At 34.6% G+C, this 9817-nt stretch carries 9 protein-coding genes and 2 pseudogenes; 9 read left to right on the top strand and 2 right to left on the bottom strand.

The annotated features are described in order from the left end of the window. Window positions 1–158: 158 nt before the first annotated feature. The 4 genes from AC061C_RS14740 to arsB are packed head-to-tail and all read left to right on the top strand — an operon-like array spanning window position 159 to window position 2672. Complete coding sequence (locus AC061C_RS14740) at window positions 159–491, top strand: ArsR/SmtB family transcription factor (protein WP_309755909.1); 333 nt, start codon at window positions 159–161, stop codon at window positions 489–491. A 19-nt stretch (window positions 492–510) separates the two neighbouring features. Then, window positions 511–981 carry a DUF6428 family protein gene (locus tag AC061C_RS14735; RefSeq protein WP_417970879.1) on the top strand — a complete coding sequence of 157 codons (471 nt, stop codon included), beginning with the start codon at window positions 511–513 and terminating at the stop codon, window positions 979–981. A gap of 15 nt (window positions 982–996) precedes the next feature. Then, window positions 997–1632: an arsenate-mycothiol transferase ArsC gene (locus AC061C_RS14730; protein WP_478291801.1), complete on the top strand. Its 636-nt coding sequence runs from the start codon at window positions 997–999 to the stop codon at window positions 1630–1632. Continuing rightward, window positions 1632–2672 (top strand): ACR3 family arsenite efflux transporter, encoded by a 1041-nt coding sequence (arsB, locus tag AC061C_RS14725; RefSeq protein ID WP_478291800.1) that lies wholly within the window; start codon window positions 1632–1634, stop codon window positions 2670–2672. The genes AC061C_RS14730 and arsB overlap by 1 nt, the downstream gene beginning before the upstream one ends. Before the next feature lie 193 nt (window positions 2673–2865). On the opposite strand, the gene AC061C_RS14720 is transcribed toward arsB, so the two are convergent. Both AC061C_RS14720 and rocD read right to left on the bottom strand, forming a co-directional pair. Next, a complete protein-coding gene (locus tag AC061C_RS14720; RefSeq protein ID WP_478291799.1) occupies window positions 2866–3828 on the bottom strand; it encodes an arginase in 963 nt (320 codons plus the stop codon). Window positions 3829–3839: 11 nt separating this feature from the next. Further along, window positions 3840–5123, bottom strand: a complete 1284-nt coding sequence (gene rocD, locus AC061C_RS14715) for an ornithine--oxo-acid transaminase (RefSeq protein WP_309755916.1) — start codon at window positions 5121–5123, stop codon at window positions 3840–3842. Between the two features lie 222 nt (window positions 5124–5345). Here rocD and AC061C_RS14710 point away from each other — a divergent pair, with 222 nt between their 5' ends. The 5 genes and pseudogenes from AC061C_RS14710 to AC061C_RS14690 form a co-directional block, all read left to right on the top strand. Further along, window positions 5346–5798, top strand: coding sequence for an Lrp/AsnC family transcriptional regulator (locus tag AC061C_RS14710; RefSeq protein ID WP_309755918.1), 453 nt, complete (start codon window positions 5346–5348; stop codon window positions 5796–5798). Between the two features lie 16 nt (window positions 5799–5814). Further along, complete coding sequence (locus AC061C_RS14705) at window positions 5815–8010, top strand: penicillin acylase family protein (RefSeq protein WP_478291798.1); 2196 nt, start codon at window positions 5815–5817, stop codon at window positions 8008–8010. 112 nt (window positions 8011–8122) lie between these two features. After that, window positions 8123–8893, top strand: coding sequence for a dienelactone hydrolase family protein (locus AC061C_RS14700; protein ID WP_478291797.1), 771 nt, complete (start codon window positions 8123–8125; stop codon window positions 8891–8893). A 275-nt stretch (window positions 8894–9168) separates the two neighbouring features. After that, a pseudogene (locus AC061C_RS14695) lies at window positions 9169–9222 on the top strand (hypothetical protein); the annotation flags it as partial. Window positions 9223–9228: 6 nt separating this feature from the next. Then, window positions 9229–9817 (top strand): annotated as a pseudogene (locus AC061C_RS14690) (DUF3667 domain-containing protein); the annotation flags it as partial.

The raw sequence follows: 9817 nt of genomic DNA, 5'->3' as shown, positions 1-9817 counted from the left end.
ACAGGGGATATCTTTATTATTATATAGGAAGGGATTATGCATTTGTTTAGTGCGATAATTGACTTTGTAACTATTCAAGTCATTGTTATTAAAATTAGAAATTCTGCATTTGGTTATTTAAAGACAATATCGTAATATTGCAATATAAATATATACAGATGGGAATTACAAAAACAGAATGCTTTACAGAAGAGCAAAACCAATTGGCTACTTTAGCCAAGGCATTAGGACATCCTGCTCGAATTGCCATTATTCAACATCTCATCAAAGTGAACAGTTGTGTATGCGGAGATATTGTAAATGAACTACCACTTGCCCAACCAACTATTTCCCAACATTTGAAGGAGTTAAAGAATGCTGGTCTCATTAAAGGGAATTTTGAAGGTAATGCGATTTGTTATTGTCTTAATGAAGACGGCTTTGAAACCCTAAAATCTTTTTTTGAACACATTGATCTCTATTTAGAGAATAAAAAAAATAAATGTTGCTAATTTTTAAATCATAAAAATCATGAGAATATCAGAAATTAAAGAACAATTGACCAATTTAGAAAATGTCACTTTTATGTTACCAAACGGAAGTTTTGTTCCAGAACATTTTCACGTAACTGAAGTGGGATTGGTTACTAAAAACTTTATTGATTGTGGCGGTAAAGTAAGGAATGAAACTGTGGTGAACTTTCAATTGTGGAATGCTAATGATTTTGAACACCGTTTAAAACCAAAAAAACTTCTAGATATCATAGCACTTTCAGAAAAAATATTAGGAATAGTAGATTTCGAAATTGAGGTAGAATACCAAGCTGAAACAATCGGTAAGTATGACTTGGGTTTCGAGGGAACAACATTTACCTTAATAAATAAACAAACTGCTTGCTTAGCTCAGGACCAATGTGGCATTCCAACAGAAAAGGAGAAAGTGAAATTATCTGAAATTTCCAGCCAAACCAATAGTTGCGTTCCTGGTGGTGGCTGTTGTTAATTTTAAAACTGTATTATGAAACAGACCAAAAGCATTCTATTTCCAGAAATAGAAAAAATAATTCAGAGCTTACAATTTGAAACCATAACAGGGGAACGAAAGAGTATTTTGCAACCACTAGTTGATTTCATTCAAAACAAAGTTTACAATCAAGAAGATATTAGGCTCAACTTAATTTGCACTCATAATTCTCGAAGAAGTCATCTATCACAAGTTTGGGCGCAAACGGCAGCGGCATATTACAACATAAAAAATGTATTTTGCTATTCTGGTGGTACCGAAGCAACTGCTTTATATCCTATGGCAGCACAAACATTGGAGCAATCTGGCTTTAAAATTAGAGTCATTGCAGCAGGAAACAATCCTATTTATTCGATTAAATATGCAGAGAATACACATCCTGTTATCGGATTTTCTAAAAAATACGACGACGAATTTAATCCGAAAAATGAATTTGCGGCGATTATGACGTGTTCTCAAGCGGATGGGGGTTGTCCTTTTATTGCTGGCGCTGAAAAGCGTATTCCAATTACATATGAAGATCCGAAAGCATTTGACAACACACCTCAACAAGCTGCGAAATATCAAGAACGCAGTTTACAAATTGCAACCGAAATGTTATATGTATTTTCCCAAATAAAATCAGAATAATGGCTTCTAAAAAAAGATTGAATTTTCTTGACAGTTACCTAACGCTTTGGATATTTTTGGCAATGGCTATGGGTGTTTCCATTGGTTACTTTATTCCATCCAGCAGTGGTTTCATCAACTCCTTTTCTAGCGGTACGACGAATGTTCCCCTTGCAATTGGATTAATATTAATGATGTACCCGCCTTTGACTAAAATTGATTTTTCGAAAATACCTTTAATGTTTGAAAAGCCTAAATTACTCACCGCTTCCTTTTTTATTACTTGGATTATTGGTCCATTCTTAATGTTTTCACTGGCGACATTCTTTTTGAAAGATTATCCAGAATACATGACCGGTTTAATCATAATTGGTATCGCGCCTTGTATTGCAATGGTTATTGTCTGGAATGAACTGGCAGAGGGAAATAGGGAATTAACAGCGGGATTAATCGGAATTAATAGTTTGCTTCAAGTGTTCTTCTTTAGTTTGTATGCTTACTTTTATTTGGAAATCATGTTGCCATTATTTGGAATAAAAGGATTAGAATTGAATATAACCGTTATTCAAATCGCAACAACAGTTGGTATTTATTTAGGAATTCCATTTGCATTAGCGGTAATTAGCCGTTATGCTATCAAAAAATTCATTGGTGACAAATGGTTCAATCAAAAATTTATTCCTTTTGTTTCTCCTATTACTTTGATAGCTCTGCTTTTTACGATCGTAGTCATGTTTAGTTTAAAGGGGGAAACGATTGTTGACTTGCCATTGGATGTGATTCGAATCACTATTCCGTTAGTAATTTTCTTCACTATTATGTTTTTTCTGATGTTTTTTGTTTCCAAAAAAATCGGAGCCAATTATAGAGATGCCGTTGCACTTTCCTTCACTGCATCAGGGAATAATTTTGAATTGGCAATTGCTGTTTCCATAGGCGTTTTCGGAATCAATAGCGGACAAGCATTTGCGGGAGTTATTGGGCCGTTAGTTGAAGTTCCAGCTTTGATTATTTTAGTGAATGTTTCTTTTTGGCTAAGGAAAAAATACTATAGTAAATAGTACCTACACTAAAAAATTAGTTGATCAGTAAGAATTAGTGAGTATTGTGAAAGTCTAAAAAAAAGATATTTATCAAATATTTCAATGAAGACTGCCTAATTATTATAAAATATTTACGTTAAAATAATTTTATAAAAAATCCCGAAATCTACATTTTTGATTTCGGGATTTTCGTTTTTTATTGAAATATTAATTATTCTATAGGTAGCAACAGCGTTGATGTAATAGCTTCTAATACTTCAAAAGCAGTTTCTGCCATCTTATTCCCTTTGGTATCCAATAAAGGATTTACCTCAACGAATTCGATACAAACCACTTTTTTGGTTTCAATAATCTGATTGATAATCGCTATAATTTCATACTGATCAAAGCCTTTAGGCACTGGCGTACCGGTTCCGTATGAAATCATATCACAATCCATAGAATCAACGTCAAAAGAAATATACAATACTTCGCAATGCGCTACTTTTGATAAAGCTTCAGCTACGCAGGTTTCTAAACCTCTATATCGCACTTCATCAACCTTGTAGTTTTTAATATTTAGTTTATCAATTTGCTTATCCTCTTCTTCTTCGGTGTCACGAACACCAAAATAAATTAGATTTTCAGCTAAAACTTTAGGTCCATTGTAGCCTAAATTTTTCATTTGCTCCCAATGAACTTGCGTTTCGGCTGGTACCTCATTATTTTGACAACTTAAGTTATCATCAGCAAGAGCTGCAGATAGTGGCATTCCGTGAATATTTCCCGAGGGTGATGTATACGGGGAATGCAAATCAGCGTGTGCATCGATCCAGAAAACGCCTATATTTTGCTCCGGGTACGCGGCTTTAATACCGCTCAAAGTACCTAATGCTGAGGAATGATCTCCAGATAATACAATAGGAAAATACTTGCCGTCAAGATTTTTCTTTACTGCATAGCACACTCGAGTGCACTGCTCTACAACGTGCTCAATCCTTTTTGCTGATGAACTACGGTTTTTATCGTAAATAGATTCGTTATGTGTTTTGACATCTTCAAACTCAAATTGATTGAAAAAGTCACTGTTTTTATTAATTGCGGCAATTTCAATTGCATCAATCCCTAAGTCGGATCCCCGAGTACCAGCACCAATGTCCGACCTATTCTTTATTAATTTTATCGTTTTTCCCATGGTTTTATATCTTATCTAAAATCGTTTAAAGCTCTTTCGATGATAGCCAAACATTCCTGAATTTGTGACTCGGTAATAACCAATGGCGGTGCAAATCGAATTTTGTTACCGTGCGTTGGCTTTGCCAATAACCCATAATCTCTAAATTTCATACAAATATTCCAAGCCAAATCAGACTCTTCATCGCAATTCACTACGATTGCATTCAAAAGTCCTTTTCCTCTGACCAAGGTAATTATTGGATTTCTAGCGGCTATTTCGTTCAATCCCGCTCGTAGAATTTCTCCTAAATGTGCTGCGTTTTGTGCTAAATTCTCTTCATTCACTACATCAAGTGCAGCAATAGCTACAGCTGCTGCAATTGGATTCCCTCCAAAAGTAGAACCATGCTGTCCAGGTTGAATCACGTTCATGATGTGATTGTTTGCTAAAACTGCTGATACGGGATAAACTCCACCGGAAATTGCTTTCCCTAGAATTAAAATATCTGGTTTCACTTCTGGCGTATTTTCGCATCCCTTTTTACAATTACAATTGCCACAAGTAGCTAATAATCGCCCGGTACGCGCAATTCCTGTTTGCACTTCATCTGCAATAAATAGTACATTGTGCGCTTCGCAAAGTGCTTTGGCTTTGGCCAAATAACCTTCACTTGGAACATAAACTCCCGCCTCTCCTTGAATAGGTTCAACTAAGAACCCAGCAATATTCGTGGTTGATTTTAATGCTGTCTCTAAAGCGTCAGTATCATCATAAGGAATTTTAATAAAACCAGCTGTAAATGGTCCAAAGCTTTTTCGTGCATTTTCATCATTTGAGAACGAAACAATAGTAGTAGTTCTTCCGTGGAAATTGTTTTCACAAACAATTATTTGAGCTTGGTTCTCGGGAATTCCTTTAACTTCATACGCCCATTTTCTACATAATTTTAAAGCAGTTTCTACTGCTTCTGCACCAGTATTCATTGGTAAAACTTTATCAAACCCAAAATACTTGGTTATATATTCTTCAAAAGGTCCTAACTGATCGTTGTAAAAAGCACGTGATGTTAAGGTAAGTGTTTGTGCTTGTTTGATCATGGCACTTACAATCTTCGGGTGGCAATGCCCTTGATTGACAGCAGAATAAGCAGAAAGGAAATCATAATATTTTTTTCCGTCTACATCCCAAACATGAACGCCTTCGCCTCTTTCTAAAACGACTGGTAAAGGATGATAATTATGTGCTCCATGTTGACTCTCTTTAGCGATCAGCGCTTCAGATTTTAATGAAAGGTTTTGTTCTGTATGTGTCATGATTTTTATATTTAAAAGCTTTAGAATACAAAATTAGATTTTTTTTTTAATTTTACAATAAAAATAATTTTTTTGACTTTATAAATAGGCTTAATTAAAAATATTTAATTAATTTAGACTAAAATTAAGTCATTTCTAATTTTTAAGTCTAATTAAAACTTGTTCAAAAACAAGAGAATTACACTTTAAAAAAACACAAATATCATTTATAATTGCACCCTCATGAACATAATAGACGAATTCGATATCAATATTATTAAAGAACTAGAAAAAGATGGAAGAATGGCGTATTCAGCTATAGCTACGAACCTTAAAATTTCGAATACCATGGTGCATCAACGCATCAACAGACTTATTGAACAAGGAATTCTTACCGGAATAAAACCTATTATTAATGAAAAAAAAGTTGGTTACGATTGGGGATCTTTTACAGGAATTACCTTAAATAAAGACCAAGACTCGGATCGCATTATTGAGGAACTTAAAAAAATCACTGAGATAACAGAGTGCTACTACATCACTGGATCATTTACCCTTTACATAAAAATCATTGCTAAAGATCATGAACACATGCGAAAAGTGCTTTATGAAAAAATTGATACTATTCCCGGCATTGCCAAAACTGATTCGATTATTGAATTGGGGTGTGCCTTTAAAAGAAATGTGAGTCTTTAACATAATTTACTACCTAATGAAACATCTTAAAAGTTATTTAATATTAATCGTTTTCAGTATTAGTCCCCCCCTATTTGCTCAAAAAATCACTACTGCTGAAATAGCAAGGCTACAAAAACTTGCCCAACAAGTAACCATAACGAGAGACAATTGGGGAATTGCACATGTCGATGGCAAAACGGATGCAGATGCCGTTTTTGGGATGTTGTATGCGCAATGTGAAGATGATTTTAAACGAGTAGAACTCAATTATATTGAAAAATTAGGCCGTCTGGCTGAAATCAAAGGGCAATCTGTTCTTTACAATGATTTAGAAATTAAACTATTGATTGATACCCAAGACGCCAAAGCAGATTATAAAAAAGCAGCGCCGTGGTTGAAAAGATTATTAAACAGTTATGCAGATGGCATCAATTATTACTTGTACAAACACCCCGAAGTTCAGCCCGCTTTACTAACTCATTTTGAACCATGGTTTCCCTTACTTTGGACCGACGGAAGTATTGGAGCCATTAGTACTGCAGGGCTTTCTACTGGTGAACTTAAAGCATTTTACTCTGGGAATACTGATAAAGTAGCGTACATAGAACGAGAGAAAGACGTACAAACTGGCTCTAACGGATTTGCTATTGCTCCATCAAAAACAGCTTCGGGCAATGCCATGTTATACATTAATCCGCATACTACTTTTTATTTTAGACCTGAAATTCAAGTAACTAGTAATGAAGATTTGAATGCATACGGAGCCGTAACTTGGGGACAATTTTTTATCTACCAAGGGTTTAATGAAAATTGTGGCTGGATGCACACCTCATCTAATGTAGACGTTGCCGATATGTATGCAGAGAAAATTGTGACTAAAAACAACAAATTATTTTATGAATACGAAAAAAAACTGCTTCCTCTTATCGAGAAGAAAATAACTCTAAACTATCTAGAAAACGGCGAACTGATACCCAAAACCTTTACCACTTATTACACCAATCATGGTCCTATAATGGCAAAAAGAGACGGAAAATGGATCGCTTTAAAATCCAACAATCGCTCAATGAAAAGCTTAGAACAAAGTTGGATGCGTACCAAATCGAAAAGTTTTGAAGATTATAAAAAAGCAATGGATTTAAAGGCCAACACCTCAAACAATACTGTATATGCGGACAAAGAAGGAAATATTGCATACTGGCACGGAAATTTTATTCCAATAAGAGACAAAAAATTAAATTGGTCTAAAGTAATGGACGGCACAACCGCCACCACACAATGGAAGGGTTTACACGATGTTTTAGAAACCGTTCATTCCTATAACCCTGAAAATGGCTGGTTACAAAATTGCAACTCAACACCGTATTCTGTAGCTGGTGTCAATAGTCCAAAAGAAGAAAACTACCCGCCATATATGGCTCCTGACGGCGAAAGTTTTAGAGGACTCAATGCTATACGCTTACTGAATAAAGGCGACAACTACACACTCGACAAATTAATAGCTGATGGTTATGATACCAAATTAACAGCGTTTGAATATTTAATTCCAGCTTTGATAACGAATTTCGAAAAAAATATTAAAATTGACAATTCATTATATGCTGAATTGATAGCACCAATAACTGTTTTGAAAAATTGGGATTATTATGCCCGAGAAAATTCGATAGCGACAACACTTGCTGTGGAATGGGCATATCAACTGGATCCCATTATTCAGAAAGTGTACACGAACCAAGGCGAACAAGATCAGGTTGAAAACACGATACAATTTGCTAAAACTGCAACATCAGATCAATTAATTCCTCAGTTGCAACGCGTGGTTTCCGAATTGAAACTTAAATTTGGTACTTGGGAAATTGAATGGGGAATAATAAATCGTTTTCAAAGACCGAATGGAGACATCAACCTACAATATAATGATGCTGCAGAAAGTTTGCCCGTGGCATTTGGACCAGCGATATGGGGAAGTTTACCAGCTTATAAAAGCAACTATCAAAACGGAAGTAAAAAACGCTATGGTAGCAATGGTAATAGCTTTGTTTGCGCAGTTGAATTTGGGCCAAAAGTAAAAGCCAAATCACTACTTGCAGGGGGAAATAGTGGTAATACACAATCGAAACATTTTTATGATCAAGCCGAAATGTATCAAAAAGGTCAATTCAAAGACGTTTTATTTTACAAAGAGGACATACTGAAGCATGCAGAAAAAACTTATCATCCTGGGGAATAAAACATTAAATTTCCAGCATAAGAATTAAATATACAGCCATAAACTAAAAAAATCATATTATTTCTCTTGTGACATAATTAGTGAGACATTTGTAAAATTAAAACAAACAAATATGAAAAATATAATTTTTACATTTCTAGGAATAGCACTCTTCTCTACTAGTGTTAATGCACAGTTAAAACCAGTTCAATACACTGATGGCTCTCAAAAATTAAATGGATTGGCAATTGCTCCCAAAAAAGCAAGTAAAACCAAAGCAGGAATTCTAATCCTTCCAGCTTGGAAAGGAATCGACACCCACGCCAAACAATCAGCTGAAAAGCTTTCAAAAATGGGATATTATGCTTTTGTAGCTGATATTTATGGTGAAGGAAACTATCCAAAAAACACACAAGAAGCAGGAAAACAAGCTGGATATTACAAAAATAATGTTGGCGAATACCAAAGGCGCATTCAGTTGGCATTGAACCAATTGGTAAAATCAGGAGCAAATCCAGATAATATTGTTGTTATAGGATATTGTTTTGGTGGTACGGGCGTTCTAGAAGCAGCTAGAGCCGGTATGCAAGTTCAAGGAGTCGTATCGTTTCATGGTGGTTTAGGCCGCGATGCAGCCCGAGTAAACAATGTAATAAAAGCGCGAGTTTTAGTACTTCATGGTGCAGATGATTTGTATGTTCCTGCAGCTGAAGTAACAGCATTCCAGCAAGAAATGAGAGATACGAAAGCAGATTGGGAAATGATTTATTACGCTGACTCGGTTCACGCTTTTACAGATCCTGAAGCTGGAAATGACAACTCAAAAGGAGCTGCCTATAATGCAAAAGCAGACAAGCGTTCTTGGGAGCGTATGAATTCTTTCTTGAAAGATGTGTTGAAATAATACATCAAAAATATTTTAATAAAACAGTATAAGTTCCGTTTTTTTGTTAGTTTTATACCTTAAAATTCAACAAAAATCTAGAATTTATACTGTTTTTTTATGTCTAAAAGTAAAATGAGAAACGACAAAACATGTCTCAATTGCAGGTATGTGGTCGAAAATAGATTCTGTCCTAATTGTGGACAAGAAAATACTGATACCCGAAAAACGTTTCATCACCTTTTTATTCATTTTTTGAAGATCTTACTCATTATGAAAATGCTTTTTGGAGAACCATAAAAAATTTATTATTCAAGCCCGCTGCACTTACCAAGGAATACCTCTCCGGAAAAAGATTGTCTTATTTAGCTCCAGTTCGTTTGTATATTTTCATCAGTTTTATCACCTTTTTACTTCTTGCTACTTTTCCAAATGTCGAAAATCCTATAGAAATCAATACAAACAAAGAAAAAACTCTAACCACTAAAAATAAATCTTTTCAATCCAATACACATAAAAAAGAACAGGATGAAAAAGCCTCTAAGGATCAAGATGAAATTTTAAGTTTTGGCTACACATCAGTCGCACAACTAGACTCCATCCAAAAGAATGCACCAGCCTCTGAAAAGTTATCCGATTGGAATTATTGGTTAAATAAAAAAATACAAATCGTTAAAGAAAACAATACACAAACCGAAATTATCGAGAAATTCATATATTCTTTTACAAATAATTTACCTAAAGTTTTATTCATTTTTATGCCACTATTTGCTTTTTTTCTGTGGCTTTTTCACAATAAAAAAAGATGGTATTATTTTGATCATGGTATCTTTACGCTCCATTATTTCTCTTTTTTATTGTTGCTTTTTTTGTTGTTATTTCTATTCAACAAGGGGATTGATGCGGTTATTGAATCTACCGTTCTCACATTTATTCAAATAATAG

It is taken from the genome of Flavobacterium sp. GNP010, from assembly GCF_056428945.1.
This window is presented reverse-complemented; position numbering and strand designations above follow the sequence as displayed.

Coding starts and splice junctions, on each gene's coding strand:
- rocD (WP_309755916.1), bottom strand. CDS start 5,123: ATGACACATACAGAACAAAACCTTTCATTAAAATCTGAAGCGCTGATC.
- AC061C_RS14705 (WP_478291798.1), top strand. CDS start 5,815: ATGAAACATCTTAAAAGTTATTTAATATTAATCGTTTTCAGTATTAGT.
- AC061C_RS14720 (WP_478291799.1), bottom strand. CDS start 3,828: ATGGGAAAAACGATAAAATTAATAAAGAATAGGTCGGACATTGGTGCT.
- AC061C_RS14700 (WP_478291797.1), top strand. CDS start 8,123: ATGAAAAATATAATTTTTACATTTCTAGGAATAGCACTCTTCTCTACT.
- AC061C_RS14710 (WP_309755918.1), top strand. CDS start 5,346: ATGAACATAATAGACGAATTCGATATCAATATTATTAAAGAACTAGAA.
- AC061C_RS14740 (WP_309755909.1), top strand. CDS start 159: ATGGGAATTACAAAAACAGAATGCTTTACAGAAGAGCAAAACCAATTG.
- AC061C_RS14735 (WP_417970879.1), top strand. CDS start 511: ATGAGAATATCAGAAATTAAAGAACAATTGACCAATTTAGAAAATGTC.
- AC061C_RS14730 (WP_478291801.1), top strand. CDS start 997: ATGAAACAGACCAAAAGCATTCTATTTCCAGAAATAGAAAAAATAATT.
- arsB (WP_478291800.1), top strand. CDS start 1,632: ATGGCTTCTAAAAAAAGATTGAATTTTCTTGACAGTTACCTAACGCTT.